This window comes from Aromatoleum toluvorans (assembly GCF_012910905.1).
Taxonomy (GTDB): domain Bacteria; phylum Pseudomonadota; class Gammaproteobacteria; order Burkholderiales; family Rhodocyclaceae; genus Aromatoleum; species Aromatoleum toluvorans.
The window spans coordinates 1-26,813 of sequence record NZ_WTVN01000046.1 but is presented as its reverse complement, the minus strand read 5'-3'; the positions used below and the strand labels follow the sequence as shown (position 1 = coordinate 26,813).

Genomic DNA, 26,813 nt, shown 5'->3' with positions numbered 1-26,813 from the left:
GTCGATTACGATGCCCGTCGCGACTCACGCGGACGGGCATTTTTCCCTGGGCAGATTCCGGTTTAATTCCGTCCGTAGTCCGGTGCAAATATGTCCGTTTTCCGGCTTTTTTTCGTCCCGCCTAAAATCGGGGACGGTGAATCGGGAATGGGAAGTTCGCCGATAAGCCGGGTTTTGTCGAACGGCCGCAACTCGCGTCGCGACCGCCGGGCAGTCATTCCTCTGGGGGCCGTGTTGCCACGGCGCTCTAGCAGCCTACCCGGGAGCAGCGCGAGCCACGCCATCGCTCCCCTATTTGGCCTTGCCCCGGATGGGGTTTGCCGTGCCAGTCCTGTTGCCAGTCCTGCGGTGGGCTCTTACCCGGCGAGACTTGCGCCCCGCCCGGAACCGCGCTCACACGCAGCTCCGCACCATTTCACCCTTACCTGTGCCTGAGAACAGGCCATCGGCGGTTTGCTTTCTGTTGCACTTTCCGTCGCCTCACGGCGCCCGGCCGTTAGCCGGCATCCTGCTCTGCGGGGCCCGGACTTTCCTCCACGCACACTAGGTGCGCAGCGACTGCCTGGCGAACTTCCCGTCGCCGATTATACGCGAGCATCTACTTTCCCGCCGGCACGAAGGTAGCGACGCCATCCTTGAAACGGAACGCCCCCATCGCAGTGCCGGGAGCGCCCCCTGCAGTGTTGTCCCAGTCCTGCACCCGGCACTTTTCGGTGCTGGCGAGATACCAGTGGCTGCCCTGATGCAGCGCCCACAGGTGGTCGCCCGCCGCGAACACTTCCATCGGCGTCAGCTCGGTGCCGTCCGGGTGGATGGCCACGCGGTTCTGGCAATGCGGCAGGCGCGAGGCGATCACGGCCTGGTTGACGGTGCGCTGCCAGAAATACGGCTTCTCGCGCACGAGGATCAGCGCGTGCTGGCTCCCCTCGATCATGTACGCGGTGGCACTGTTCTCGCACGCCGCGAGCAGCGGCAGCAGTGCCAGCGCGGCAAACGGTTTCATCCTCGCACGCAGCATGCAGCCTCCCGGATCAGAGCAAACGCCAGCCGACTTTCTCGCCCGCGCGCAAGGGCACCAGCGGATCGCCCGGCAGGTAATCGTAGCCCGCCGGCACTTCCCACCCCTGTTTCGCCAGCGTGATGCGCCCGGCGTTGGGCGGCAGCCCGTAGAACGCCGGCCCGTTCAGGCTCGCAAAGGCTTCGAGCTTGTCCAGCGCACCGGCCTGCTCGAAGGCCTCGGCATAGAGTTCGATGCCGGCGTGCGCCGTGTAGCAGCCGGCGCAACCGCAGGCCGCCTCCTTCGTCGAGCGCGCATGCGGCGCGGAATCGGTGCCGAGGAAGAACTTGGCGCTGCCGGAGGTCGCGACCTCGACCAGCGCGCGCCGGTGCGTCTCGCGCTTGAGCACGGGCAGGCAGTAGTGATGGGGACGGATACCGCCCGCGAAGATCGCATTGCGGTTGAGCAGCAGGTGGTGGGCGGTGATCGTCGCACCGACGTTGGCACCCGCCGCGTTCACGAACTGCGCCGCGTCGGCCGTCGTGATGTGTTCGAACACGACGCGCAGCGCGGGGAAACGCTGCGTCAGCGGGGCGAGGACCTGATCGATGAAGACCTGCTCGCGGTCGAAGACATCGACATCGCCGTGCGTGACCTCGCCATGCACGCACAGCACCATGCCGAGTTGCTCCATGCGCTCGAGCACCGGCCAGACCTTCTCGATCCCCGTCACGCCTGCGTCCGAGTTGGTCGTGGCACCGGCGGGGTAGAGCTTCACCGCAATCACCGCGCCGCTCGCCTTCGCGCGATCGATCTCGTCCGGCGCCGTGTTGTCTGTGAGATACAGGCTCATCAGCGGCTGGAATGCGACGCCGGCCGGCACCGCGGCGAGGATGCGGTCGCGATATGCGAGCGCCTGCGCGGTCGTCGTGACCGGAGGGCGCAGGTTGGGCATGATGAGTGCCCGCCCGAAGCGCTGCGCCGTATGCGGAACGACGGTCGCCAGCGCCGCACCGTCACGCACGTGAAGATGCCAGTCGTCGGGGCGAATCAGGGAAAGGGTCTGCATGGTGTTCCTGGATCGGATGTTGGCGTAATTATATGCACGCTCAGCTGCCCTTGAGCTCCAGCGCGCGCGCGTAGAGCGTGTTGCGCGCCGCGCCGGTGATCTCTGCGGCGAGGCGCGCGGCGCTCTTGACCGGCAGCTCCGCCAGCAGCAGCGCCAGCACCCGCTCGGCCTCGGCGCCCAGCCCCTCTGCCGCAGGGGCGCCGGCAACGATCAGGACGAACTCGCCGCGGCAACGGTTCGGGTCCGCCGCGAGCCAGGCCGAGGCTTCGCCCAGCGGCATACGGGCGATCTGTTCGTAGATCTTCGTGATCTCGCGCGCGATCACGATGTCGCGCGAAGGCTCCAGCACCGCTGCGAGGTCGGCCACGCACTCGACGATGCGGTGCGGCGATTCGTAGAACACCAGCGGCACCGTCTGCGCACGCAAATCCTCGATCGCGGCACGACGGGCGGCCTGCTTCGCCGGCAGGAACCCCACGAAACGGAAGCCGTCATCGACGAAGCCGGACGCCGATAGTGCAGCGACGGCCGCACACGGACCGGGAACCGGCACGACCGGGAATCCCGCCTCGCGCACGCGCGCCACCGCCCGCGCACCGGGGTCCGAGATCGCGGGCGTGCCCGCGTCGCTGATCAGGGCGACCTGCTGACCGGCCTCCAGCATGCGGATCACCTGCCCGACCGCCGCCTGCTCGTTGTGCTCGTGCAGCGCGAAGAGCTTCGTGCGGATGCCGAGCGCATCGAGCAGGCGCTGGCTGTGCCGCGTGTCCTCGGCCGCGATCGCATCGACGCCGGCCAGCACGGCCTGCGCACGAATGCCGATGTCCTGAAGATTCCCGAGCGGCGTCGCCACCACATACAATGACGGCGTACTGGAAAGGGGCGACGGACTGGTGGTCATGGAAGTCGAAGGACGCGGCAAGAGGGAAGGCATTGTCCGGCGCGCGGCGCCCGGGACGCAAGGGCGCGGACGCGCGGGCGAGGATCTCGCGGAACGCTTCCTGGTGCGCCGGGGCCTCGTCGTTCTCGGCCGCAACGTGCGCTGCCGCGGCGGCGAGGTCGATCTCGTGTGCCTCGACCGCGGCGCGGTCGTGTTCGTCGAGGTCCGCCTGCGCAGCAATCCGCGTTTCGGCGGCGCGGCCGCCAGCATCACCGCGACCAAGCGCCAGCGCATCGTGCTGGCGGCGCGCTGGTGGCTCGCGGGCGCGGGCAGGCGTCACGCCGAGCGGCCCTGCCGCTTCGATGCCGTGCTGATGAACGCGCTCGACGAAGGCGCGATCGAATGGCTGCGCGGAGCATTCGACGCCGGCGCATGGTAAGCATCTGTAAGGATTCCCTCCGCTGACACCGACGGCACGCCACACTCGCGCCGCGCCCGCCCGCGGCGAGGCCGGCATTCGCCTCATGCTAGACTTCGCCCCCAAAAGATGTAACCGAGTGCCCCATGGACCTGATTCACCGCATCTCCCGACAATTCGAAGACAGCGCCCGCACCAAGCTCGACTCGCTGGAAGCGCTGGCCGCCCCGATCGCGGGCGCGGTGGAGATCATGACCGCCAGCCTGCTCAACAACGGCAAGATCCTCGCGTGCGGCAACGGCGGCTCGGCGGCCGACGCGCAACATTTCGCCGCCGAACTGGTCAACCGCTTCGAGATGGAGCGACCGCCGCTTGCCGCGGTGGCGCTGACCACGGACACCTCCACGCTGACCTCGATCGCCAACGATTACGACTACACGCAGGTGTTTTCGAAACAGGTGCGCGCCCTCGGGCAATCCGGCGACGTCCTGCTCGCGATCTCGACCAGCGGCAACTCTCCCAACGTGATCGCTGCGATCGAGGCGGCCCACGAACGGGACATGCGCGTCATCGCGCTCACCGGCAAGGGTGGCGGCAGGATGGGGGAACTGCTGGGCGACGGCGACATCCACCTGTGCGTCCCCGCGGACCGCACGGCGCGCATTCAGGAAGTACACCTGCTCGTCCTGCACTGCCTGTGCGACGGCATCGATTGTCTGTTACTCGGAGTTGAGGACTAACATGAACAACAAGACTCTTCTGGCCAAGCGGCGAACCCTCATCCTCGGCCTGGCCGCCGCGGCGACGCTGCCGCTGCTGCAGGGCTGCCTCCCGCTGGTCGCGGGCGGGGTCGGCGCCGGCGCGGTAATCGCCACCGACCGCCGCACCTCGGGCGCCTATGTCGAAGACGAGGGCATCGAATGGCGCACGTCGAGCGCGCTGCGCGACCGCCTCGGCGACGCCGTGCATATCAACGTGACCGCGTTCAACCGCAACGTGCTGCTGACCGGCGAAGCCCCCACCGAGGCGCATCGTGCCGAAGCCGAACGCGTCGCGGGCGGCATCGCGAATGTCAAGGGCATCGTCAATGAGGTCCAGGTCGCCGGCATCTCGTCGCTGACGTCACGCGGCAACGACTCGCTGCTCACGTCCAAGGTGAAGGCACGCTTCGTCGACGCGGCGCAATTCAGCGCCAATCACGTCAAGGTCGTGACCGAAGCCGGAACGGTCTTCCTGCTCGGCCTCGTGACGCGCCGCGAGGCCGACGCCGCGACCGAACTCGCGCGCCGCACCGAGGGCGTACGCAAGGTCGTGAAGGTGTTCGAGTACATCACCGACCAGCAGGCCCGCCAGATGGAAGGCAAGAAGGACTGAAGCGCCGGATCGGCGATAGCTTGGTCCTGGAGGGCACGGCCACGGCCGCACCCTTGTTCCGTCAGCCCCCGCGGCGCGCACGCAGCGCCGCGAGCAGCTTCTCGTGCACACCGCCGAAGCCGCCGTTGCTCATGACGAGCACGTGGTCGCCGGGACGGGCCTCGGCCACGACCGCGCTCACCAGTTCATCCAGCGCATCGAAGACCCCCGCCCGCTCGCCCAGCGGCGCGAGCGCCTCGCCGGCGTCCCAGCCGAGACCGTTCGCGTAGCAATACACGCGATCGGCCAGCGCCAGGCTCTCCGGCAGGCGGCTCTTCATCACTCCGAGCTTCATCGTGTTCGAGCGCGGTTCGAGCACCGCGAGGATGCGCCCTTGCGCTTCCTTCCGCCGCAGCCCCTCGACGGTGAGCGCGATGGCGGTCGGATGGTGGGCGAAATCGTCATAGACGGTCACCCCGTCGACGCGCCCGCGCACTTCCATGCGCCGCTTGATGCCCTCGAAGCGCGCGAGGCTCGCGATCGCCTGCGCCGGGGCGACGCCGACATGGCGCGCCGCGGCGATCGCGGCGAGCGCGTTGCTGCGGTTGTGGCTGCCCGACATCGGCATCGCCACGCGCCCCACCGCCTCGCCGCGCAGACGGAACACCGCCTCGCCTTCATCCGCGCCGGGCTCCGCCGACCACTGCGCCGCGTCGCCGAACCACTCCAGCTCCGACCAGCAGCCGCGCGCCAGCACGCGCTTCAGGCTGTCTTCGCCCGCGTTCGCAACGATGCGGCCCGAGGCGGGAATCGTCCTCACGAGGTGATGGAACTGGGTCTCGATCGCCGCCAGATCCGCGAAGATGTCCGCGTGGTCGAATTCGAGGTTGTTGAGGATCGCGGTGCGCGGATGGTAATGCACGAATTTCGAGCGCTTGTCGCAGAACGCCGTGTCGTACTCGTCCGCCTCGATCACGAAGAAGGGCGAATCGGTGAGTCGCGCCGACACGCCGAAATTACCCGGCACTCCACCGACCAGGAAGCCCGGATTGAGCCCCGCGTCCTCGAGCATCCACGCAAGCATCGACGTCGTCGTCGTCTTGCCATGCGTGCCGGCGACCGCGAGCACCCAGCGCCCCTGCAGCACGTGCTCGGCCAGCCACTGCGGCCCCGACACGTAGGGCAGGCCGCGTTCGAGGATCGCCTCGAGCAGCGGATTGCCGCGCGAGATCGCGTTGCCGACGACGAACACGTCCGGGGCGAGGTCGAGCTGCGCAGCATCGTAACCTTCGGTCAGGCCGATGCCCTGCGCCTCGAGCTGAGTGCTCATCGGCGGATAGACGTTCGCATCGCAACCGGTGACGGTATGTCCGGCCGACCGCGCGAGCAGCGCCACGCCGCCCATGAAGGTGCCGCAGATGCCAAGAATGTGGATATGCATCGAAACTCCGGGATTGACGGGCGGCTGCAATGTGCCTGAAACCGGTCCGTGTAGAATGGAGCGCATTCTACCTCGACCGTCAGCAGGACTCGCGACCATGACTTTCCGCGCGCCTCCCTCCCGCTCCGGAACCCTGCGGCGTGAAATCGCCGCCGCAGCGGCCCGCATGATGGCCGAAGACGGCATCAGCGATTTCGGCTTCGCCAAGCGCAAGGCCGCCCGCCAGCTCGGTGCCTCGGACACCGACTCGCTGCCCAACAATGCCGAGATCGAAGCGGAATTGCGGGCGTGGCAGGCGCTCTACCAGGACGAGGAGCAGGCCGAACGGCTGCTCGAGATGCGACACGCGGCGGTCGGCGTCATGCGCCTGCTCGACGAATTCCGCCCCTACCTCACCGGAGGCGTGCTGGACGGCACGGCGGGCCGCTATACCGAGGTCGACATCGAACTCTTCCCCGAGAGCGCGAAGGAAGTCGAGATCTTCTTCCTCAACCACGGCGTCACTTACGAGCACCGCGAGCCACGCCGCCCCGCACCCAACGCCCCGGAAGCGATCCTCAGCTTCGAGTGGGAGCAGGTGCCGATCCGCCTGTCGGTGTATCAGGCGCACGCCGAACGATCCGGCCGGCGGCACGCGGACAGGGCGCGGCTGCCCGCCGTCGAGGCACTGCTGACGCAGGAACGCGGCGAAATGGAACCGGTACGCTGAGCCGATGCACCCATGAAGCCCATCACCCGCAACATCCTGATCGTCGCCGTCGCGGCGATCGCCGCGCTGGGCGGCTACCTTGCCCAACGCTCGATCGCCCCCTCCCCCGCCACGGGAGCACCGCAGGTCGCCCGCGACGCCGGCGCGCCGATCCTCGCGTTGAACCTGCCGGACAGCAAGGGCGCGAACCAGGCCCTCGCCCAGTGGCGCGGCAAGGTGCTGGTGGTCAACTTCTGGGCCACGTGGTGCCCGCCGTGCCTGCGCGAGATCCCGGAGTTCTCCGCCGTCAGCCGCCGCTTCGCGGACGCGCCGGTGCAATTCGTCGGCATCGGCATTGACCAGCCCGACAACGTGCGCAAATTCGCCGAGGAGAACAAGGTTCCCTACCCGCTGCTGATTGCCCCGCTGGAGACACTGGCCGTGACCAGTGCACTCGGCAACAGCTCCCAGGCTCTCCCCTTCACTGCGATCTTCGACCGGCAGGGGGAACTCGATTTCGTGAAGCTCGGCACCTTGAACGAAGCCGAACTAGAAGGCAAAATTCGCGCACTTCTTGCGTCGCGATAGGGGGCTGCGGAATGTCTCCACTGGACAAAGTGCCGCGATCTGCGGCAAACTTGTCGCCATGACGCGCGCAAAACGCAGCAAAACCACCGAGGCGCCGCCCCCTCCGCAGACCCGGGTCCTGGTCCTGCACGGCCCCAACCTGAATCTCCTCGGCACTCGCGAACCGGATGTGCACGGCCGCACCACGCTGGCCGACATCCATTCCGCGATGGATGCGCGCGGCCGTGCGGCGGGCGTCGTGATCGAATCGTTCCAGAGCAATCACGAAGGACAGTTGATCGACCGCATCCAGGCCGCGGCCGTCGAAGCCGTCGACTACATCATCATCAACCCGGCCGGCTACAGCCACACCAGCGTCGCGCTACGCGACGCACTGGCCGCGGTGGCGATTCCGTACGTGGAAGTACACCTGCCGAACATCCACGCACGGGAACCGTTCCGGCATCACTCCTATTTTTCCGATCGCGCCATCGGCGTGATTTGCGGATTGGGCGCCTACGGCTACATGGCCGCACTCGAATTCGCCCTCACGCAACTGCGGAAAACCTGAATACCAACACACTCTGGGCACCCATGAGGTGCCGACTCGTCCGGAGAACAGCATGGATCTGCGCAAGCTGAAGAAACTGATCGACCTCGTCCAGGAATCGGGCATTTCCGAACTGGAGGTCACCGAGGGCGAAGAAAAGGTACGCATCGCCAAGCACATTGCCGCACCGGCCGCCCCCGCCTACCTCGCACCGGCCCCGCTGGCCGCCGTGGCCGCACCGGCCACCAACGTCGTCGTGGCGCCCGCCGCCGATGCGCTGCCCGAGGGCAACGTCGTCAAGTCGCCGATGGTCGGCACTTTCTACCGCGCCACCGCGCCCGGCGCGAAGCCGCTGGCAGACATCGGCCAGAGCGTCTCCGTCGGCGACCGCCTGTGCATCATCGAGGCGATGAAGCTGATGAACGAGATCGAGTCGGAATTCGCCGGCACCGTCAAGGCGATCCTGGTCGAGAACGGCCAGCCGGTCGAGTACGGCCAGCCGCTGTTCGTGATCGCCTGAACGACACGCCATGTTCGAAAAGATCCTGATCGCCAACCGCGGCGAGATCGCCCTGCGGGTCTTGCGCGCCTGCCGCGAGCTCGGCATCCGCACCGTCGCCGTGCACTCGGTCGCCGACACCGAAGCCAAGTACGTGAAGCTCGCCGACGAGTCGGTGTGCATCGGCCCGGCCGCCTCGGCGCAGAGCTACCTCAACGTCCCCGCCATCATCTCGGCGGCGGAAGTCACTGATGCCGAGGCGATCCATCCCGGCTACGGCTTCCTCTCCGAGAACGCCGACTTCGCGGAACGCGTGGAGAAATCGGGCTTCGCATTCATCGGCCCGCGTGCCGAGACGATCCGCCTGATGGGCGACAAGGTCAGCGCCAAGGACGCGATGAAGGCGGCAGGGGTCCCCTGCGTGCCCGGCTCCGACGGCGCGCTGCCGGAAGAACCGAAGGAGATCGTCAAGATCGCGCGCGCCATCGGTTACCCGGTGATCATCAAGGCGGCGGGCGGCGGCGGCGGGCGCGGCATGCGCGTCGTGCACACCGAGGCCGCGTTGCTCAACGCCGTGCAGACGACGCGCGCGGAAGCGCAGGCGGCGTTCGGCAACCCGGTCGTCTACATGGAGAAGTTCCTCGAGAACCCGCGCCATGTGGAGATCCAGGTGCTGGCCGACGAGCACGGCAACGCCGTGTATCTGGGCGAGCGCGACTGCTCGATGCAACGCCGTCACCAGAAGGTCATCGAGGAAGCCCCCGCTCCCGGCATCGACCGCAAGGCCATCGCCAAGGTCGGCGAACGCTGCGCCGAAGCCTGCCGCAAGATCGGCTACCGCGGCGCCGGCACTTTCGAGTTCCTGTTCGAGAACGGCGAGTTCTACTTCATCGAGATGAACACGCGCGTGCAGGTCGAGCATCCGGTCACCGAACTCATCACCGGCATCGACATCGTGCAGGCCCAGATCCGCATCGCCGCCAACGAGAAGCTGTGGTTCGGCCAGAAGGACATCGCCTTCCGCGGCCACGCGATCGAATGCCGCATCAACGCCGAGGACCCGTTCAAGTTCACGCCCTGCCCCGGCAAGATCAGCAACTGGCACACGCCGGGCGGCCCCGGCATCCGCGTCGATTCGCACGTCTACAACGGCTACACGATCCCGCCGCATTACGACTCCATGATCGGCAAGCTGATCGCCTTCGGCGACACGCGCGAACAGGCGATCCGCCGCATGCGCATCGCGCTGTCGGAGATGGTCGTCGAGGGGATCAAGACCAACGTCCCGCTGCACCAGGAACTGATGCTCGACGCACGCTTCATCGAGGGCGGCACCAGCATCCACTACCTGGAGCACAAGCTGGCCGACCGCAACGAAGTCAAGAAGACCTGACGCACACGGATTGCCGTTCATGTGGATCTCCGTGACCCTGCAAGCCGAAGCCGAGAAGGCCGAAGCGCTGTCCGAAGCCCTGATGGAGGCCGGCGCGCTCTCGATCAGCATCGAGGATGCCGACGCCGGCACCGACGCCGAAAAGCCGCAGTTCGGCGAACCCGGCCATCATCCCGTCGGCCTGTGGGACCACAGCCGCGTGATCGCGCTGTTCGACGCCGGAGCCGACCTCGCCGTCGCGCTCGCGCGGGCGGCGGCCGACGCCGGCTTCGACGCGGTGCCGCCCTTCACGCTCGAAGAGATCGCGGAGCAGAACTGGGTGCAGCTCACCCAGAGCCAGTTCGACCCGATCCGCATTACCGACCGGATGTGGATCGTGCCCTCGTGGCACACGGCCCCCGACCCGTCGGCGATCAACATCGAACTCGATCCCGGCATGGCTTTCGGCACCGGTTCGCACCCGACCACGCGCCTCTGCCTCGAATGGCTGAGCGACACGGTCAAGCCGGGCGCCACCGTGCTCGACTACGGCTGCGGCTCGGGCATCCTGGGCATTGCCGCCGCGCGGCTGGGCGCCGCCGACGTGCTCGGCATCGACATCGACGACAAGGCGCTCGAAGCCGCGCACGACAATGCGGAACGCAACGGCGTGACGCTGCGCCTGCAGCATTCGCGTGCCGCACTCGATGCGCGGTTCGACATCGTCGTCGCGAACATCCTCACCAATCCGCTGTGCGTGCTCGCACCGCTGCTGGCCGCGCGCGTCGCGCCCGGCGGGCGGATCGCGCTGTCCGGCGTACTCGACACCCAGACCGACCAGGTCATCGCGGCCTACGCGCCCTTCATCGCGCTGCACGTCGGCGCGACTCACGAAGGCTGGGCGCGACTGGAAGGCACCCGGCCCGCCACCGGGGCCGGCAGCGACTGATGCTCGCCCGCTGCCCGGCCTGCCACACGGTATTCCGGGTACGGACCGAGCAGTTGCGCGCGCACCGCGGCCAGGTGCGCTGCGGCAGCTGCCTGCTCCCGTTCAACGCGCTGGACCACCTGATCGAGGAGCCCTCTCCGCCCGCAGCGCCGGAGACGCCCGAGCTGCCGCCGGACCGCTCCGACCGCTTCTTCGTGCTCGACGACAAGGCCGAGGACGCCCTGTCGCACCAGCTCGACTTCGAATTGCCCGACACCCTCTTGCCTCAACGCGCGCCGGTGCGCGATGTGGCCGAGCCGCGGCAGGAACCCGGGGAGCGCCCCCCCCCGCCACCGATGTACCCCCTCGCGGGCGAAGAGGATGAGGGCGCTGCCACGCCGTCCGCAGCGCAGCGATACCCCGAGCCGGCAGCGCCTGTCGCCGACGAGGAGCAATCCGAACCAGCGCACCGCAGCAAGGATGATGACACCGATGCACCGGCTCCCGGCGATCAGGACGCGCCCTGGCCGCAGCCCGAAGATCGAAGAGCGTCGGACTCCGAGGAAGAGCCGGCGCCCGAGACCCTGCTGCCGGATTTGACGCCGCCGGATGGGACGGACACCCGCATTCCATCGCAGCCGGACGTCAAAAGGGATTTCGACGCAGCGGAATCCGCACCTGCTTCCACGGCGCCCGACGACGAATTCGCCGCCTACGCACCACCGGCACCTCGTTCAGCCCGTCGCAACCTGGTCGGCCTTGGCATCGGCCTGCTGAGCGGGGTCCTCGCCGCCCAGTCGCTCTTCCTCTTCCGCGCGGACATTGCACGCGAATGGCCGCTGCTGCGCCCCGCGCTGGTCAAGGCCTGTGCGGCCCTGAGCTGCACGATCGCGCTGCCGCGCATCGCCAGCCAGATCAGCGTCGAATCTTCCGACCTGCAATCGGAACCCGGCAGGGCCGGCCGCTTCGTCCTGAACGCGATGATCCGCAACCGGGCCCCTCATCCGCTCGCCTATCCGCACCTGGAACTGACCCTGACGGACGCCCGGGATCGCCCGCTGGTGAGGCGCGTGCTGGCGCCGCAGGACTGGTTCCCGGGCGCAGATCTCGAGCAGGGATTTGCCGCCGGCCGCGATATTGCCGTCACGCTCCCCTTTGTGGCGGACGGCCTCGGCGCGACCGGGTACCGGATTTACGCCTTCTACCCCTGAAATTCATACGACACCAGGCCATGGAACACCCGACGCACGAACACCACGAGAGCCCCTTCAAGGGCAAGACCGGGCTGGCCCGCCTGATCAACGCGCTGCGCTATTCGATCGACGGACTGCGTGCCGCCTACCGGCACGAGGACGCCTTCCGGCAGGAATGCCTTCTCGCCGCGGTGCTCATCCCCGTGGCCTTCTTCGTGCCGACCGCCGCCTTCGGCAAGGCGATGCTGATCGGCAGCGTCCTGCTCGTGATGATCGTCGAGCTGATCAACTCCGCCATCGAAGCCACCGTCGACCGCGTGTCGCTGGAACGGCATCTGCTGGCGAAGCGTGCGAAGGACATCGGCAGCGCCGCCGTGCTGCTGGCGCTGATCAATCTCGCCGTCGTATGGGGGCTCGTCATCTTCGCCTGAACGCGGATGACGCAAAACCCCGGGGCCGGTCACGGCTCCCAGGGCCGCGAGACCTCAGCGGGCCACGCGCATCGTGCCGCCGTCGCGCAGCACGCGGACCGTTTCGCCGGGCCGGAAGCCTTCGCCCTTGTCATCCTGGACGATCGCCATCAGCTTGTCGTTATCGAGCCGCACGGTCACCTCGACGCCCTGCGAGCGGGTCGCACCTTCCTCGACCGCCGCCCCGGCAAGCCCGCCCGCGACCGCGCCGATCACCGTCGCAATCGCCGCACCGCGCCCCTGACCCACGCTACTCCCGGCAATGCCTCCGACCGCCGCGCCGGCAAGCGGGCCGACGGGCGTCTTGGTCCCTTCGAGCTTCACCGGGCGCACCGCCTCGACGGTCCCGTACTGCACCGTCATCGCGCGACGCACTTCACCACGCGAGTAGGTCTCTCCCCCGAGGCCGGTGGCACAGCCGCCCACGCCCAATCCCAGCACCGCGACCACAAGCGCCGACACCATCGCACGTTGCTTTCCGTTCCTCACCACAATGCCTCTCCAAATGCCTGCACATACCGTGCGCCGATCTCGGCACGATCCGGCGCGTGATTCTGCCCGCCGCGGCTGGCGATCTTGATCGACCCCAGCAGCGACGCCAGGCGCCCGGTCTTCAGCCAGTCATAGCCTTCCGCGATGCCGTACAGCAGACCCGCCCGGTACGCGTCGCCGCATCCGGTGGGATCGACCACCTCGTCGGCGGCAACGCACGGAATCTCGACGCACTCGCCGCCCGCGTAGATGCGCGAACCTTCCGGCCCGAGCGTCACGACCAGCGCCTCGACGCTGCCCGCCAGCTGCTCCAGCGAACGTCCCGTCCGCTCGCACAGCATGCGAGCTTCGTAATCGTTGACCGTGCAATAGGTCGCCAGGTTCAGGCAGTGGAGCAGTTCCTCGCCCGAGAACAGCGGCATCCCCTGGCCCGGATCGAACACGAACGGGACGCCCGCCGCGGCGAACTGCGTCGCGTGGTTCAGCATGCCGTCGCGGCCGTCCGGCGACACGATGCCCAGCTTCACGCCGGCCGCGTCCTGCACGCGATTGAGGTGCGACTGGTTCATCGCCCCGGGATGGAAGGCCGTGATCTGGTTGTCGTCCAGATCGGTCGTGATGAAAGCCTGCGCGGTGAAGCTTTCCGGCACGTGCCGGACATGATCCTGGCGCAGACCCAGCTTGTCGAGGCGCCGGCGGTAGGGCTCGGCGTCGTCCCCGACGGTCGCCATGATCAGCGGATCCGCACCGAGCAGCTTGAGGTTGTACGCGATGTTCCCGGCGCAGCCGCCGAACTCGCGCCGCATGTCGGGCACGAGGAAGGACACGTTCAGGATGTGGATCTGCTCGGGGAGGATGTGGCGCTTGAAGCGATCATGGAACACCATGATGGTGTCGTAGGCCATGGAGCCGCAGACGAGGATGGACATGGGGGGCCTTCATTTCGGACAAAACAATCCGTAATTATAGGGGCTCGCCCCCTCCGCCTCACAGCGCCGCGCGCAGCCTCTCCGCCATCGCCTCCAGTGCCTCGCGCGACGGGTTCTTCGCCGGCCACGCCAGCGCCATGCCGTCGTTCTTCCAGCGCGGCAGCACGTGGATGTGGAAGTGGAACACGGTCTGCGCGCCGGCCTTCTCGTTGGCCTGGAAAAGCGTCACGCCTTCGCAGCCGAACGCGGCCTTCACCGCGCGCGCCATGCGGGCGGCCGTCCGGAAGACCGCGCCGGCCAGCTCGTCTTCGAGCTCGTAGATGTTCGCGCGGTGCGGCTTCACGACCACCAGCATGTGGCCCGGATTCACCGACTGCAGATCCATGAACACCACCGTCGACTCGTCCTCGAATACCTTCGATGCGGGCAGCTCGCCCTTCACGATGCGGCAGAACACACAGTTTTCCATCAACACCCCCCTCCCGAAGCATGCGGACTTCGTTGTCGTCACCGCATCGTAACGCCCTCGTCATGTCGTCGCAACGCAGCATTTCGACAATGCGTGACACACGCTAGAACGAGGACTTTCCCCATGCTCCAGAAACAACCGCAGATCGCCGAACGACGCGGACGCAGCCTGCACGTGGGGCTGGCCACCTGCGAAACCGAAATCCTCGAAGCGCAGAAGCTGCGCTACCGCGTCTTCGCCGAGGAGATGGGTGCGCGCCTGCCGAGCCGCACGCCGGGCGTCGACCGCGACATCTACGATCCGTACTGCGAACACCTGCTCGTGCGCGACGAGGCCGCCGGGCGTATCGTCGGCACCTACCGCATCCTCTCGCCCGCGGCCGCGCGCAAGGTCGGCGGCTACTACTCCGAGAACGAATTCGATCTCACGCGCCTGCACCACCTGCGCAGCCGCATCGTCGAGATCGGCCGCTCGTGCATCGACGCCGACTACCGCAGCGGCGCCGTGATCGCCCTCCTGTGGGGCGGACTCGCCCGCTACATGCAGGAAAACGGCTACGATTACCTGATCGGCTGCGCCTCCATCAGCATGGCCGATGGCGGACATACCGCCGCGAGCCTGTACAATCGCCTCAAGGACGAGCATTCCTCGCCGCTCGAATACCGCGTGTTCCCGCGCTGCCCGCTGCCGCTGGAGCGCCTGCGCACCGACCTGCCGGGTGATGCCCCGCCGCTGATCAAAGGCTACCTGCGCGCCGGTGCGTGGATCTGCGGCGAACCCGCGTGGGACCCGGACTTCAACACCGCCGACCTGCCCATCCTGATGCCGATGACCAAGGTGGACGGTCGCTACGCCAAACACTTCATGGGACGCAAAGACTGAAACCCTCCGCCCCCATTCCCGGCGCCCGGCCGACGACCGAGCGGCCCCTCCGCTTCTGGCGCTACCTGCGGCTCGCCCTGCACATTGTCCGGGGTTTGCTGACGGTCGTCGCGATCTACCCGCTCACGCCGCGGGCGACCCATCGCCGCCTGTGCCGCCACTGGTCGCAAGGCCTGCTCGCCCTCCTCGGCATCGACCTGCAAACGACCGGGGCACCGGTCGAACCGGGCTGCCTGCTGGTCGCGAACCACATCTCGTGGCTCGACATCTTCGTCATCAACGCGATCGCCCCGTCCGCCTTCATCTCCAAGGCCGAAGTACGCACCTGGCCGCTCATCGGCTGGCTCGCGGCGAAGAACGAGACCGTATTCCTTCGGCGCGGCAGCCGCGGGCACGCGAAGATCATCAACGCCGAGATCGGCGCGCTGCTCGACGCCGGCCGCAACGTCGCGCTGTTCCCCGAAGGCACGACCACCGACGGCAGCCACGTCCTGCACTTCCACGCGGCGCTGCTGCAACCAGCGATCGAATCGGGCCACGCGATCCAGCCGATGGCGATTTCCTACACGGACACAAAGGGCCTGCACACCCGTGCGGCGGCCTACGATGGGGACGTCAGTCTCGGCCAGTGCATCGCGAGCATCGTCGCCGAGCCTCGCATCGTGGCACGCATCGACACTGCGCCGCCGCTCGGCACGGAAGGCATCCACCGCCGTGATCTCGCTGCCGGGGCACGCGCAGCGATCCTCGAGCGCCTCCCGCATGTGGAGGCCGTTCAGGCTGCGCCGGACGAGCGCGACGACTGCGAAGCGTCGAGACAGGCCGCGTAGTTCGGGCTAAGCCTGCACCTGAAATACCGCCCCGTCGTCCAGGCGCACCGCCGTCAGCTTCCCACCCCACACGCAGCCCGAATCGAGCGCGATGAGCCCCGGCGCCCGATAGAAACCCAGCGCCGACCAGTGGCCGCAAACGATGGTATGCGTCCGACTCATGCGTTCCGGCGTCGCGAACCACGGCATCGTGCCGGCCGGCGCACGCATCGGCGAACCCTTCGCCTCCAGGGCCATCCGCCCGTCCGCAGCGCAAAAACGCATGCGGGTCAGCGCGTTGACAACGACCCGGTAGCGCTCCAGCCCGGACAGATCCTCGGACCACATGTCGGGCTCGTTCCCGCCGAGATGCTTCAGCAAGTCCTGCGCCCCGTAGCCGACCAGCGCAGCACACACTTCCGCCGCCAGCTCGGCCGCCCGCGCAACGGACCATTGCGGCAGCAGCCCCGCATGCACCATCGCGAACACCCCATCGACATGCATCAGCGGCCGGCTGGCGACCCACGCCAGCAACTCGTCACGGTCCGGTGCCTCGATGACCTGGAACAAGGTGTCGTCGTCGTCGAGCCGCCTGTGCCCGGCGGCGACCATCAACAGGTAGAGATCGTGATTGCCCAGCACGACCGTCGCCGCCTCACCGAGATTGCGCAAGAAGCGCAAGGTCTGCACGGACTCCGGCCCTCGGTTCACCATGTCGCCGACCACCCATAGGCGATCGACGGCTGGGTCAAATACAATCCGCTCCAGCAGACGCTGAAGGACCGAATAACACCCCTGGATGTCACCTACCGCGTAAATCGCCATCGAAAATCGGGCGCTTTTTCCCGGCATCGCGGGCTGAACGCGCCACAGGCTAAACAAGATAGAAGCATTCTATCCCGTGGGGGCGGATTCAGCCGCGGGTTCGGCGTTGTCCGAAGCGACGCCGTCTGGAGAAATACGACAGTATCGTTTACGTCCGGTCGCCGGCGCGCGCTGCCTTGCCCTCACCCGACTCGACGACGCGCAATACCGGCCTTCCGCCCATCGGGACATATTCCGGCACCCAGCGCAGAAGTCCGCGTCGCACCTCGTCGTCGCTCACGGGCCCTGGCTGCGCGAGCCAGCTATCGAGTTCCGCCAGGAAGCCTGCCGCAACCGGCCTTGAGCGCGCGATGCGCAACTTCGGATGCGGCGTTTCGCGCGTCACCTCCGAATCGGCCAGCAGTTCCTCGTAAAGCTTCTCCCCGGGCCGGAGACCGGTGAACTCGATACGGATATCGTCTTCCGTGTAACCCGAAAGCCGAATCATGTTGCGTGCGAGATCGACGATCTTCACCGGTTCGCCCATGTCGAGCACGAACACCTCGCCGCCCTGCCCCATCGCCGCCGCCTGCAACACGAGCTGCGCGGCCTCGGGGATCGACATGAAATAGCGGTTGATATCCGGATGCGTCACGGTCACGGGGCCGCCACGGGCTATCTGCTCCTGGAACTTGGGTATCACGCTACCCGTACTGCCCAGCACATTGCCGAAGCGCACCATTTCGATCTGTGTCGCCCCGCCGCGCGAATGCAGCGCCTCGCACGCCATCTCGGCAAGACGCTTGGTCGCACCCATCACATTCGTCGGATTCACCGCCTTGTCGGTGGAAATCAAGACGAAGCGCTCGGCAGCGTAGCGCTGCGCATGTTCGGCCACCCGCAAGGTTCCGAGCACGTTGTTCCTCACCGCCTGCCAGGCATTGCGGATCTCCATCAACGGCACATGCTTGTACGCCGCCGCGTGGAAGACCGCTTGCGGCCGCCATGCCGCGAAGACTTCATCGAGCCGGGCGGCATCCTTCACGTCACCCGTCAGGCAGACAATCTCGACCTCCGGCCGGTTCAGCATGAACCACTGCTCGATCGTGTACAGCGCGAACTCGTTCGCCTCGAACAAGACCAAGCGGGCGGGGGCAAAACGTGCCAATTGCCGGCACAATTCACTCCCGATCGAGCCCCCCGCCCCCGTCACCAACACCGTCTTGCCTGCGAGCATCGCCTGGACATTGGCCGTATCGATGCGCACCGGCGGGCGGCCGAGGAGATCCTCGATCGCGACCGGCCGCATGGTGTTGATAGCAACGCGACCGCTCATCAGGTCTTCAAGCCCGGGCACGGTAAAGACATGGGCCCCCGCACGAACGGCGAGATCCGTCGCACGGCGCAGAACGTCGGTCGCCGCCGAGGGCATCGCGAGAATCACGTGCTTGGCCCGGTGATCGGCGAGTACGTCCGGAAGTGCGTCGACGGCCCCAGCCACCGGATGGCCACAAAGCTCCAACCCCCACTTCGAACGATCGTCGTCAACGAGGGCCACAATCCGCCAATCGGCGCTGCGCTCCAGCGCACGGACGAGCATCAAACCACCGGAACCCGCCCCGACCACCACCACCGGTTTGCCCTGTGCAATCAGCCCGCCATACAGATGATGCTCCTTCCACATGCGCCACGCAGCCCGGCCACCGCCCATCACGACAAGCAACAGGACCGGATACACGAGCATCAGCGAACGAGGGATTGGGGGATTGCTCCGGTCAAACGCGACAAGCCCCACCAAGACCAGCGCCGACAAGGCCACCGCCTTCAGCACCCGTTTCAGATCGGGAAGGCTGGCAAACACCCACATGCCGCGGTACAGGCCCGCCCAGCGGCACGCCACGGCCTGGGTCACCAGCAACACGCCGAGCCCCAGCAGCAATGGACGCTCGTATTCCACAGGCCAGTCAAAATTGAAGCGGATCAGAAAACTGCCAACCCACGCCAGAATCACTGCAAGCAGGTCAAAGACGAAAACCAATACAGATCGCATGGAGGTATTCAATTTCTTGCTCCTTCATCTAAGCCGGTAGCGCCGCACCGGGAGCCAGCACCTCGCCGGGCGCCACCTTCACGCCATAGCCGATGGCCGCCCCGGCCTGCATCCAGGCCCCGTGCCCGAGAACCGAACCGCCGGCCATGCATGCCCCAACGCCCAGGTGCCCGAAATCGCCTACAGTGCAATGGTGATCGACCGTTGCATTGCAGTTCACGATCACCCCCTGTCCAAGCCGCGCCTCTGTCCCGACGATCGCTCCTGCCATTACGGCACAGCCTGTGCCGAGCACGGCACGTGGCGACACGGTAGCCGCCGGGTGGATAATGGTTGCCAGTTCGCCGCCGGCCGCCAGTATGCGTGCCTGCAGACGCTCGCGGGTCGCGTTGTTGCCAATCGCAACAATTACGAGTCGAGTATGCCCAAGACATGACTCCAGATCGCTGAACTTTCCGAATACCGGATAGCCCCACACGTCCCTCGGATCTGGCCAGTTATCATCGAGAAACCCTGCGAGGCGATACTCACCACCACCAAGCAGGATTGCCTCTGCAACCGAGCGGCCATGCCCGCCCGCGCCGACAATGAGTACACCTGACATCAGCCCTCCGCCGATTCCAAAGCCCCCGCGCGAAACCGCGCCGCAAGTGCCACGAGTGGCACATAGGCCATGGCTACTCCGGTCACTCCATCCAGGCCGCCGATACCGACCCAAAGTGCAATCGGCAGCAACCAAACCACATTGATCGCGGCAACTGCGAGCGTCACGGGCAGGTGCCTCCCAAAAAGGCGCGACGCGTATTGATAAGCGTGGCTTCGGTGCGCTTCGTACACCTTGTCGCCTCGCAGCAGCCGACGAATCAGCGTAAACGTCGCGTCCGTCACGAACACCCCCAACAGGATGACCCAGCACCAGAACAATTCCGGCGCAACCCACCCGGCCTGCAACGAGAGTATCCCCAGAACAATCCCCAGAAATCCGCTGCCCGCATCACCCATGAAGATCCTTGCGGGCGGGAAATTCCAGTAAAGGAATCCTGCCACCGCCGCGGCGAGCAGCAAGGGGACTACCGCCAGCGAGGGCTTTCCGATCAAGGCATACAAGATGGCACCGCCAACACAAACGCAGACCGCCTCTATGCTGGCGATACCATCGATACCGTCCATGAAGTTGTACAGGTTCAGTAGCCACACCAAATAGACCGCGGCAAAACCAGCGCCCAACCAACCAAGATCGAACGTCGTCCCGAACAAGTCCAGCGGCGGAGCCCCCCCGAGCCAAACCAGCGCCCAAGCAGCTCCGGAAAAATGCGCCAACAGGCGCCAGCGCGCGGGGATGTGCCCATGGTCGTCCCAAAAGCCCACCAGCGCGACCAGCGCACCCGCCCCCTGCAGCGTCCATGCTGCCGCCCACGGCAGCACATCCATTACCGCGAGCACCGGAAGTGCGACAAGAAAGCTGACCACTATCGCTACCCCGCCTCCGCGCGGAGTCGGTACAGAATGGGAACTTCGCGCGTTCGGCACGTCCATCAAACTGCGAGCCAATGCATAACGGCGCAGGCCGTAGGTCAGCAGCAGCGACGCAACCGCAACCGCGATCATGACAATCCTGACGGTCATCTGGCTCGACACTCGAGAAAATGCTTTGCAGTTTTTGCCAGCGCCTCGTCTACAGTGACCGGTGGCGCCCACCCCAGCAACTTCCGCGTCTTGCTGATATCCACCTGCAACGACCCACACAGGCGTTGCGAAATGGAGCGCTTACCTAACAACCGCGCAGCAGCCTCCAGAAATGCAGCCGACACCGGCAACAGTCGGGCCGGTTGCCCGAGGGCCCTTCCCATGCGACGTAGCAACTCAGTTGTCGACAGGTCCTCGCCGTCGCTCACCAGAAACACCTCATTCGCGGCGGCGGGGTGATCAACACACGTCACAATCAAATCTACGAGATTGTCCAGAGCGACCAAGCTTCGTTTATTGTGGATCGCACCGAACGGCAGTGGAATACCCTTAGATAACCAGTTCATCATGCTGCGGAAATTAGCCTTCACGCCGGGTCCATAAACGAGTACCGGCCTAATGACGACCACTTCCATTCCTGTTTCGGCAGCTAATGCAAACAGGCCTCGCTCCGCCTCGAGCTTGGAAATACCGTACGGGTCGATCGGTGCAAAAGTGTCGTCGGCAGTGTACGGGCTACCGAGATTCGTTCGCTCCCCATTCACCTTTATGGAACTGATGAAAATGAAGCGCCGCACACCGGCCTCAGCAGCGGCGCGCGCCAACTGGAGTGTGGCGGTGACGTTGCAGCGACGGAATTCCGCAAGCGGATCCGTTACCGTGTCCGCCATTACGTGAACGCGCGCAGCACAATGCACCACCGCCTCAATGCCAGCGAGTGCAGTGACCCAGTCCACATGTTCGCCGAGATCGCCGTGGATGAAGATTTCGACACCGTCCGGTGGCACTGCCGTGCGCGAACGCAATGCCAAGCGCAGGCGCCCCCCCTTGGCCGCCAAGCGACCTGCAACTGCGCCCCCCACAAAACCGCTTGCTCCTGTCACCAGTACTGCACTCAACTGACCGCCTCCGTGGCCGCAACTCCCCTCGTGCCCCTCTTTCCTACATCAACCTCCATAATCTGCATCAGCTTGATATTGATACGCCGAACATCGAAGCGCTCCTCGGCGAGGGCCCTACTGCGCCGCCCCATGCTCTCGATCAGTTCGGGCTCGCCGATGAACGTGAGCATTCGATCAACCAGCGCGTCAACGTCGCGCACCGGCACCAGAAAACCGTTGTCTCCGTCAACCACGGTGTCGCGGCACCCAGGAGCATCGGTGGTAATCACCGGGCGCGCCATCGCCATCGCCTCTTGGGTGCTGCGCGGCACGCCCTCGCGATAATAAGAGGGCAGCACAAACACACTCGCCTGCGCCAGCCACGCTTGCACCTCGACATGGCCGGGCCACTCTATCAGTCCGGCTTGCACCCAGGCTTCAACGTCCGCCCGCGAAAGGCCGCTCGGATTCGGATCGAGCCCTCCGAGAAGCACGAAACGCACCTCGGGGTGCTTGCGCTTAACCCTTGCAGCCGCCTCGACGTACTCGACAATTCCCTTTTCGCGCAGAAGACGCGCCGCTAACACGAACGTCACCGGAGTTTTAACCGCAGGAGCAGGAGACCACTCAGCGAGGTCCACACCGATACCGCCGATACAGCACGAGTTGCCTACCGCAACCAGTCCCCCGCGCACAAAGTCATTGGTGTCGTCGCGATTGAGGAAAACCGCGCGGTGCGCTCGAGCCAGCGCAATACGGTACATCTCTCGAACCGCCCCGCGAAGTAAGCGCCTACGCAGCGACACCCGACCACCATCGTCGGTAAATACAAAGCCCATACCTTCAATCATCGCATAACGCCGCGGAACACGTGCGATCCAAGCGGCGAGCGTGCCGTAAATCACCGGCTTAATGAAATAGCCGAGCGTGGCATCCGGCCGCAGTCGCCGCAGTAGCAGCGCGAGATAAAGAGTATCAAGGCAGTCGCGCAGCGGATTCATGCCCGTACGAGTCAGGCTGTAATCGACAGGCAATGCCCCTAAGGCAACCACCGCAGCCCGCGTGTCGCCCTCGTAATCGGGCGCAAGTGCGTACACTTTCACACCCGCTTGAGCAAGATCGTGAATAAGTGCCCCGCGAAAATTAACGAGGGAAAATGCTTGATTGGAAATGATCGCAAGACTACGCATCTTCAATCCAACTTGTGCCCTTCATCACGGAAACTCATACATCGCATCACAACGCCTCTATCCTATTTAAGTTCACCACTAAAGGCATGTTCGCCCATGTTGCAAACGTCCGCAAAAAATTTTGCTAGGCGCGGAGTAGTGACCTGCAGGCAGTACTTCTGCTCGACAGCACTTCGCCCCCGCGCACCCATCGTGTTGCGTAGCTCCTCATTACCACCGATGGTCCACAACGCGTCGATCCACCCCGCGACGCCCGAGGCAAGTCGGCCATTCACACCGTCTTCAACAATGGTGCAATTTACCCCGACGGGTGATGCAATCACCGGCACGCCGCAAGCCATGTATTGAATAAGCTTATAACCACATTTACCACGCTCCCACGGGCCATCCATCAACGGCATTATTCCGATGTCGAAATCCCGAATCTGATCACCCTCATCAGCCTCTGACCACGCGCGACACTCCACTTTCAAATTCTCCGCCGCATAAGTCGCTCCAATCACACGCAGACATACGGGGCGCTCCGCCGCCAAGCGGAGCAGAGGAGGAACGACCATCTCAAGATACTTCGCCGTTGAAGGCGACCCCATCCACCCGACAACCAATTCGTCCGATGCATGCTTCGCGGCAATCGAATACCGACCGAGATCCACGACCGTAGGAAGAATCTCGACACGTGCCGCACCTGCCTGCCGTGCCCGATCGGCAAGATAATCATTTCCACAAACGACCAGTGAGGCGTTGCGCATAACCACATCGATCTTCCGCCCCAACATTTTCCTTCGCGGACTCGATGACAGATCATAGTTATGAAAAATCGCGTCATCGTAGTCGACCACGTAACGCACTCCACCCAGATGCAAAAGCCTCTCAAACCAGGCGGGCAGGTCTGGAAACAATTCCTTCTCGATCCACAGGAGATCGTAGGACCGCGCGCGTACCAAGCAGAACAGCCTGCGCGCGTAATCCCCTAGAATCTGTCCCCACGCAGTTCGCCGCTTCTCGTACAGGCGCTCAAGGTACTCGTCCCTGAGTAATGGCAACAATTCCACCTCGATACCGACAGCACGCAGATGAGGCACATACTGCGCGAATCGCATGCGACTGCTCGCCCCCATGCGTCCGTAGCGTGTAAGCGCGAGTATCTTCAACGGGTCTTTCCTCTGAACCACCATTGCGGCAGCCAGCGAAGCAACATCGCGTACGCCGACCGGGTTTCAGTCACGGCACCGATGGAGCCTCTTGCCAATCCAAGCACGGTACGAGAAATTGGTTCGATACACATCGTAGCGAACAAAACCGTGCCGCCGCCAGCAAAGCCGAAATGCTTGTACGCGTAGAGAATTCGGCTGCGCAGTGAATAGAAGAGACGCCGAGCTTTGACCTGCCGAGACGTCCCCCCCCCGGCATGGAAGGCCTGCGCCTCTGCCAGATAAATACTTGACCAACCCTCAGCGTTTGCCCGCTTAGAAAAATCGAGATCTTCAAGATACACAAAAAATCGCTCATCAAATCCGCCGAGCCGAGTAAAAACACTCGCTCTGACCAGAAAAAACGCACCAATGACATGATCAACGATGCGCGTATTCAGATGATCCCATTCGTGCATGAAGTGCCCAACGGATGGGAAAACCCTGTCAAGACCAAGACTGCTGGCTAGCAGTCCACCCGGAGTCGGGAATCGAGCGCAACTGCGCGCCACATGCTCGTGCTCATCAAGCAGTTTAACCCCGCAGATGCCCACGTAATCATTCTCAGGACACGTCATAAATCCAAGCGCGCACTCCAGCGTGTTCGCGAAAATTTTTGCATCGGGATTCAAAAACAGAAGAAACTTACTCTCAACTCCGGCCGCACCCAAGTTGCACGCCTTGCCGAAACCGAGATTGCTCCCTGCCCGAACCAACTTGATCTTGGGCATTCCTTCGACCAGCGCTTCAGATCCGTCGCTTGACCCGTTATCCACCACCACGATAGTCGAAACCAGATCGTGTCCGTGCGAGAGCACCGACTCGACGCAGTCGAGAAGCTGACGCCCCGCGTTCCAATTAACAATAACAACGACAATATCACCAGAATTCAGCACAGCAAGCCCCAAGGTTTTCAGCAAACCTGTAATCTACCAACAGTGCGCCACGCGCCAACAAAACAATGTTAAATAGGCAATATATGCCACTCAACAGCACCACTACGGGCTTAGCAGCCCCGCGGAGCGCAGCGACCACGACAAAGACGCCAAAACTCATAAGCATCTCTGCGGCCCGCCACGCCAATGTAACCGACGTTGAATACGTGAGCATAAGAAATGCGAAGCCAGCAATAACCAGAAAAATGGATGCAACCGCCAACTCCCTCTCCATTTCACTTCGAATATTTTCTCGACAGAAAAGGAACGTGGCGATCAACAAGAATAGATTCACAAACGCGCTAAACACGCCATTAAACGAAAGCGCGTCCGCCGCTTCCGCAATACCCGGCCTATTGTCAAATGCGATCACAACATTGATAAGCAACGGTGCAATAACAACAACAATCATTGACATGATTGCCATCAGTAAAAAACGCGCTTTTCCACGGATCAGAAGCGGCGCCGTACATGCAATAAATAATGCAGCCTGGGCATGAAAGCCCACCGCAAAAAATGACATCAGCAGATACAAGAATGGTCGCTTCATTACAACCGAAACAAGCGCGTTAAAACAGAATCCAATAGCAATTGCAGCACGGATTTGCGTAAAGTCCTGCAGAAAATAATATGTACAAGTGAAAATGAACAATCCCAACAGACAACTTCCGAAGACGCGCCTGAATGCAATTGCCTTAGTTCCGACGCTTAAGATGGCCGCAAAAACAAAAACAGACGCAATCCCGAATCCAGAATCTGAAATAAAAATCAGCAAAGAACCAAACAAAAAATCCTTTCCAATTAGCACTCGCTCGAAGAAGGACTGCTGACTCGCGGCCTGAATACTTTCGAACATGAGGACGTATTCATTATAGTCAAGACTATCCCCTCTCAGCCCGGCGAAAAAAATCAGACTGCCCGCCAGGAGAAAATCCATTCCGACCGGAAGCCGAACTCTCTGCAAAGTTGTTAAATAGGCGACAATCCCAAACATCCCTAACCAACCGCCAAACAAAAGATATGGATACCCCCCCATTCAGCGGCCCTGCACGAAAAAATACTCTAAGAATTGTTCGGCAACGTTATCCCACATAAAAGGCTCAATCGCATTCACGGCCTTTTCCAGATATTTTGCTCGTACTGAAGAATCCATTCCGGCGATCCGCTCAACCGCTGAAGCTATTGCGGAAGAATTTTTTATCGGAACAATCCACGCGTTTTCCGTATTTGCAGGCAAATATCCAGTGGTTACCACTGGCGTACCGCACGCCATCGCCTCAAGAACGGGGTAATGACAGGCCCCAAGTTGAACGATACCTGGGGCAATCAGAACGTCTAATGAACGGTAGAAATCAGCAAGCTCACGATCATTTTTCGGCACCACGACCTCGACCTTCGGATGGGTCCATTTTTTCGGCAAATTTCCAAATGCGACCTTTAACCGATAGCGGGAGTCCGTCTGTGAAAGTTTCTCAAAGGCTTCCAAGGCATAAATAATTCCTTTTGAAGGCTCCCTTCTACCAATAACTCCAACGAAAATATCATCGTCTATCGAATCAAAGGGAAGACATGTTCTCCGTTGAAAAATCTCACGAGAAACCCCAGGCGGAATCCATTTCTTCGCGCGAATTTCTCTATAATTTATATAAATCGGCGCATTTGCAATCTGAACAAGCGGAAGTTTGTAACTCAACTGTGAAAGCCGCCTTAGAATTTTTGACCGAAGGCCACTCTCGAGTTGAAAATACTCAGGCTCATAGGCCTGTACATAATAAAATCTCTTGGCCCGGCCTGCGCGACAAAAAGCAACCGGAAGAGCAGTCAAGGAGTGATTGGCGAACAATATGTCAAAATCAGCAGCGATTTTGTTTAAAGCGCTCCACATACCCAAGTAAATACTTGCAGCATTACCATTTTCCTCGAACGCGCCCTCGTCTTGCTTAAGGAGACGCTGATTTATTCGGACACCGTCGCCCCGTGCGATCGATGCGTTTGAGATAATTCTGTCAGCCCATGGCCTCCGAGACTGAGCATGCAATCGAGCTTTTCCGACCTTGAGTACGCTGCGAAG

General features: G+C 63.7%; 30 protein-coding genes and 1 other RNA gene. 13 read left to right on the top strand and 18 right to left on the bottom strand.

The genetic code is table 11. From position 1 onward, the window contains the following. Nucleotides 1–147: 147 nt before the first annotated feature. The 4 genes from rnpB to rsmI all read right to left on the bottom strand — a co-directional run bounded on the left by rnpB (nt 148) and on the right by rsmI (nt 2,967). Nucleotides 148–574: RNase P RNA component class A (gene rnpB, locus GPA22_RS20325), an RNA gene on the bottom strand. A gap of 24 nt (nt 575–598) precedes the next feature. After that, nucleotides 599–1,018: a hypothetical protein gene (locus GPA22_RS20320; protein ID WP_169257888.1), complete on the bottom strand. Its 420-nt coding sequence runs from the start codon at nt 1,016–1,018 to the stop codon at nt 599–601. A gap of 13 nt (nt 1,019–1,031) precedes the next feature. Further along, nucleotides 1,032–2,066 carry a dihydroorotase gene (gene pyrC / locus GPA22_RS20315; protein ID WP_169257887.1) on the bottom strand — a complete coding sequence of 345 codons (1,035 nt, stop codon included), beginning with the start codon at nt 2,064–2,066 and terminating at the stop codon, nt 1,032–1,034. Between the two features lie 40 nt (nt 2,067–2,106). Further along, nucleotides 2,107–2,967 carry a 16S rRNA (cytidine(1402)-2'-O)-methyltransferase gene (rsmI, locus tag GPA22_RS20310; RefSeq protein WP_211169253.1) on the bottom strand — a complete coding sequence of 287 codons (861 nt, stop codon included), beginning with the start codon at nt 2,965–2,967 and terminating at the stop codon, nt 2,107–2,109. Between rsmI and GPA22_RS20305 the strand changes: the two genes are divergently transcribed. From GPA22_RS20305 to GPA22_RS20295, 3 genes are all read left to right on the top strand, one after another. Then, entirely contained in the window at nt 2,966–3,385 is a 420-nt protein-coding gene (locus GPA22_RS20305) for a YraN family protein (RefSeq protein WP_169257885.1), read from the top strand. The genes rsmI and GPA22_RS20305 overlap by 2 nt on opposite strands. A gap of 125 nt (nt 3,386–3,510) precedes the next feature. Next, nucleotides 3,511–4,104 (top strand): phosphoheptose isomerase, encoded by a 594-nt coding sequence (locus tag GPA22_RS20300; protein WP_169257884.1) that lies wholly within the window; start codon nt 3,511–3,513, stop codon nt 4,102–4,104. Between the two features lies 1 nt (nt 4,105). Beyond that, on the top strand, nt 4,106–4,738 hold the full coding sequence (locus GPA22_RS20295) for a BON domain-containing protein (RefSeq protein ID WP_169257883.1): 633 nt from the start codon (nt 4,106–4,108) through the stop codon (nt 4,736–4,738). 61 nt (nt 4,739–4,799) lie between these two features. Here GPA22_RS20295 and mpl read toward each other — a convergent pair whose 3' ends face one another. Beyond that, nucleotides 4,800–6,158, bottom strand: coding sequence for a UDP-N-acetylmuramate:L-alanyl-gamma-D-glutamyl-meso-diaminopimelate ligase (gene mpl / locus GPA22_RS20290; protein WP_169257882.1), 1,359 nt, complete (start codon nt 6,156–6,158; stop codon nt 4,800–4,802). A 166-nt stretch (nt 6,159–6,324) separates the two neighbouring features. Between mpl and GPA22_RS20285 the strand changes: the two genes are divergently transcribed. The 8 genes from GPA22_RS20285 to GPA22_RS20250 are packed head-to-tail and all read left to right on the top strand — an operon-like array spanning nt 6,325 to nt 12,386. Beyond that, the gene (locus GPA22_RS20285; protein ID WP_211169252.1) at nt 6,325–6,867 is read left to right on the top strand and encodes a hypothetical protein; all 543 of its coding nucleotides are present in this window, start codon (nt 6,325–6,327) and stop codon (nt 6,865–6,867) included. 12 nt (nt 6,868–6,879) lie between these two features. Next, nucleotides 6,880–7,434: a TlpA family protein disulfide reductase gene (locus GPA22_RS20280; RefSeq protein WP_169257880.1), complete on the top strand. Its 555-nt coding sequence runs from the start codon at nt 6,880–6,882 to the stop codon at nt 7,432–7,434. Between the two features lie 58 nt (nt 7,435–7,492). Beyond that, nucleotides 7,493–7,984: a type II 3-dehydroquinate dehydratase gene (gene aroQ, locus GPA22_RS20275; RefSeq protein ID WP_169257893.1), complete on the top strand. Its 492-nt coding sequence runs from the start codon at nt 7,493–7,495 to the stop codon at nt 7,982–7,984. Between the two features lie 52 nt (nt 7,985–8,036). Then, nucleotides 8,037–8,483 carry an acetyl-CoA carboxylase biotin carboxyl carrier protein gene (gene accB, locus GPA22_RS20270; protein ID WP_169257879.1) on the top strand — a complete coding sequence of 149 codons (447 nt, stop codon included), beginning with the start codon at nt 8,037–8,039 and terminating at the stop codon, nt 8,481–8,483. A gap of 10 nt (nt 8,484–8,493) precedes the next feature. Further along, nucleotides 8,494–9,855, top strand: coding sequence for an acetyl-CoA carboxylase biotin carboxylase subunit (gene accC, locus GPA22_RS20265; protein WP_169257878.1), 1,362 nt, complete (start codon nt 8,494–8,496; stop codon nt 9,853–9,855). Nucleotides 9,856–9,874: 19 nt separating this feature from the next. Further along, a complete protein-coding gene (prmA, locus tag GPA22_RS20260) occupies nt 9,875–10,783 on the top strand; it encodes a 50S ribosomal protein L11 methyltransferase (RefSeq protein ID WP_169257877.1) in 909 nt (302 codons plus the stop codon). Then, nucleotides 10,783–11,973, top strand: coding sequence for a zinc-ribbon and DUF3426 domain-containing protein (locus GPA22_RS20255; RefSeq protein WP_169257892.1), 1,191 nt, complete (start codon nt 10,783–10,785; stop codon nt 11,971–11,973). The genes prmA and GPA22_RS20255 overlap by 1 nt, the downstream gene beginning before the upstream one ends. 20 nt (nt 11,974–11,993) lie before the next feature. Next, nucleotides 11,994–12,386 (top strand): diacylglycerol kinase, encoded by a 393-nt coding sequence (locus GPA22_RS20250; protein WP_169257876.1) that lies wholly within the window; start codon nt 11,994–11,996, stop codon nt 12,384–12,386. Nucleotides 12,387–12,440: 54 nt separating this feature from the next. On the opposite strand, the gene GPA22_RS20245 is transcribed toward GPA22_RS20250, so the two are convergent. From GPA22_RS20245 to GPA22_RS20235, 3 genes are read right to left on the bottom strand one after another with little or no spacing between them, the layout of a single operon-like run. Beyond that, complete coding sequence (locus GPA22_RS20245) at nt 12,441–12,890, bottom strand: outer membrane lipoprotein (RefSeq protein ID WP_169257891.1); 450 nt, start codon at nt 12,888–12,890, stop codon at nt 12,441–12,443. Nucleotides 12,891–12,910: 20 nt separating this feature from the next. Beyond that, complete coding sequence (locus tag GPA22_RS20240) at nt 12,911–13,846, bottom strand: carbohydrate kinase family protein (protein WP_169257875.1); 936 nt, start codon at nt 13,844–13,846, stop codon at nt 12,911–12,913. A 58-nt stretch (nt 13,847–13,904) separates the two neighbouring features. Beyond that, nucleotides 13,905–14,315 carry an HIT family protein gene (locus GPA22_RS20235; RefSeq protein ID WP_169257874.1) on the bottom strand — a complete coding sequence of 137 codons (411 nt, stop codon included), beginning with the start codon at nt 14,313–14,315 and terminating at the stop codon, nt 13,905–13,907. Nucleotides 14,316–14,438: 123 nt separating this feature from the next. Here GPA22_RS20235 and GPA22_RS20230 point away from each other — a divergent pair, with 123 nt between their 5' ends. Next, nucleotides 14,439–15,197: a GNAT family N-acetyltransferase gene (locus GPA22_RS20230; RefSeq protein ID WP_169257873.1), complete on the top strand. Its 759-nt coding sequence runs from the start codon at nt 14,439–14,441 to the stop codon at nt 15,195–15,197. A gap of 95 nt (nt 15,198–15,292) precedes the next feature. Beyond that, complete coding sequence (locus GPA22_RS20225; protein ID WP_169257872.1) at nt 15,293–16,027, top strand: lysophospholipid acyltransferase family protein; 735 nt, start codon at nt 15,293–15,295, stop codon at nt 16,025–16,027. 6 nt (nt 16,028–16,033) lie between these two features. On the opposite strand, the gene GPA22_RS20220 is transcribed toward GPA22_RS20225, so the two are convergent. From GPA22_RS20220 to GPA22_RS20175, 10 genes are all read right to left on the bottom strand, one after another. Beyond that, a complete protein-coding gene (locus GPA22_RS20220; RefSeq protein ID WP_169257871.1) occupies nt 16,034–16,831 on the bottom strand; it encodes a symmetrical bis(5'-nucleosyl)-tetraphosphatase in 798 nt (265 codons plus the stop codon). 148 nt (nt 16,832–16,979) lie between these two features. Then, nucleotides 16,980–18,872, bottom strand: a complete 1,893-nt coding sequence (locus tag GPA22_RS20215) for a polysaccharide biosynthesis protein (RefSeq protein WP_343036109.1) — start codon at nt 18,870–18,872, stop codon at nt 16,980–16,982. Between the two features lie 16 nt (nt 18,873–18,888). Beyond that, nucleotides 18,889–19,464, bottom strand: coding sequence for a NeuD/PglB/VioB family sugar acetyltransferase (locus GPA22_RS20210; RefSeq protein WP_169257870.1), 576 nt, complete (start codon nt 19,462–19,464; stop codon nt 18,889–18,891). Continuing rightward, a complete protein-coding gene (locus GPA22_RS20205) occupies nt 19,464–20,486 on the bottom strand; it encodes an MraY family glycosyltransferase (protein ID WP_169257869.1) in 1,023 nt (340 codons plus the stop codon). Before GPA22_RS20205 ends, GPA22_RS20210 begins: the two co-directional genes overlap by 1 nt. Continuing rightward, the gene (locus tag GPA22_RS20200) at nt 20,483–21,445 is read right to left on the bottom strand and encodes a UDP-glucose 4-epimerase family protein (RefSeq protein WP_169257868.1); all 963 of its coding nucleotides are present in this window, start codon (nt 21,443–21,445) and stop codon (nt 20,483–20,485) included. The genes GPA22_RS20205 and GPA22_RS20200 overlap by 4 nt, the downstream gene beginning before the upstream one ends. Further along, nucleotides 21,442–22,617: a glycosyltransferase family 4 protein gene (locus tag GPA22_RS20195; RefSeq protein ID WP_169257867.1), complete on the bottom strand. Its 1,176-nt coding sequence runs from the start codon at nt 22,615–22,617 to the stop codon at nt 21,442–21,444. Before GPA22_RS20195 ends, GPA22_RS20200 begins: the two co-directional genes overlap by 4 nt. A 62-nt stretch (nt 22,618–22,679) precedes the next feature. After that, nucleotides 22,680–23,717 carry a glycosyltransferase family 4 protein gene (locus GPA22_RS20190; RefSeq protein WP_246264564.1) on the bottom strand — a complete coding sequence of 346 codons (1,038 nt, stop codon included), beginning with the start codon at nt 23,715–23,717 and terminating at the stop codon, nt 22,680–22,682. Between the two features lie 47 nt (nt 23,718–23,764). After that, nucleotides 23,765–24,727, bottom strand: a complete 963-nt coding sequence (locus GPA22_RS20185; RefSeq protein WP_246264562.1) for a glycosyltransferase family 2 protein — start codon at nt 24,725–24,727, stop codon at nt 23,765–23,767. After that, the gene (locus GPA22_RS20180; RefSeq protein ID WP_169257865.1) at nt 24,687–25,679 is read right to left on the bottom strand and encodes an EpsG family protein; all 993 of its coding nucleotides are present in this window, start codon (nt 25,677–25,679) and stop codon (nt 24,687–24,689) included. Before GPA22_RS20180 ends, GPA22_RS20185 begins: the two co-directional genes overlap by 41 nt. 99 nt (nt 25,680–25,778) lie before the next feature. After that, nucleotides 25,779–26,813, bottom strand: a 1,035-nt coding sequence (locus GPA22_RS20175) for a glycosyltransferase family 4 protein (RefSeq protein WP_169257864.1), incomplete at its 5' end; no start/stop codon positions are given.